Below are 599 nucleotides of genomic sequence, written 5' to 3'. Positions count from 1 at the left end.
GGGATGATGCGGACGTGGCCAATGACAGCGGTTATCTGCTCGACAATCAGCAGGCGGAAGCGGGGACTCGCTTTGGCGCCCTGGCGGCGCTGTTCAACCCTTCCACGTTTCGGCACATCGACGCGCTCGGCATCGCGGGAGGCTGGCGGTGTTGGGAAGTCGGCGCCGGAGGCCCCAGCGCGCCGTCCTGGCTCGCCGCGCGCGTCGGCCCGGCGGGGCACGTGCTTGCCACCGACATCGACGTCTCGTGGATGACCGCTGCCGCCGACGCTGGCTACGAAATCCGCCGCCACGACGTCGGCGTCGAGCCGCCGCCAGGGGATGGATTCGACCTGGTGCACGCGCGCCTCGTCCTGGTGCACGTTCCACAGCGTGCCGCGGCGCTGGCCGCCATGATCTCGGCTCTGCGGCCCGGCGGCTGGTTGCTGGTGGAGGAGGCCGACCCGATGATGCAGCCGCTGGTCTGCCCGGACGAGTCGGGACCGGCCCAGCGGCTGGCCAACAAACTCAAGCGCGACTTCCGCACGCTGATGGCTCAGCGTGGTGTCGACCTGTCCTACGGGCGCACGTTGCCTCGGTTGTTGCGCGGCGCGGGACTC

At 70.5% G+C, this 599-nt stretch carries 1 protein-coding gene; it reads left to right on the top strand.

The window, feature by feature from the left end; genetic code table 11:
• Positions 1–14: 14 nt before the first annotated feature.
• Positions 15–599, top strand: a 585-nt coding sequence (locus tag DKT69_RS00050; RefSeq protein ID WP_109799577.1) for a class I SAM-dependent methyltransferase, incomplete at its 3' end; no start/stop codon positions are given.

The organism is Micromonospora sicca, assembly GCF_003172935.1.
Classification (GTDB): Bacteria; Actinomycetota; Actinomycetes; order Mycobacteriales; family Micromonosporaceae; genus Micromonospora; species Micromonospora sicca.
This window is presented reverse-complemented; position numbering and strand designations above follow the sequence as displayed.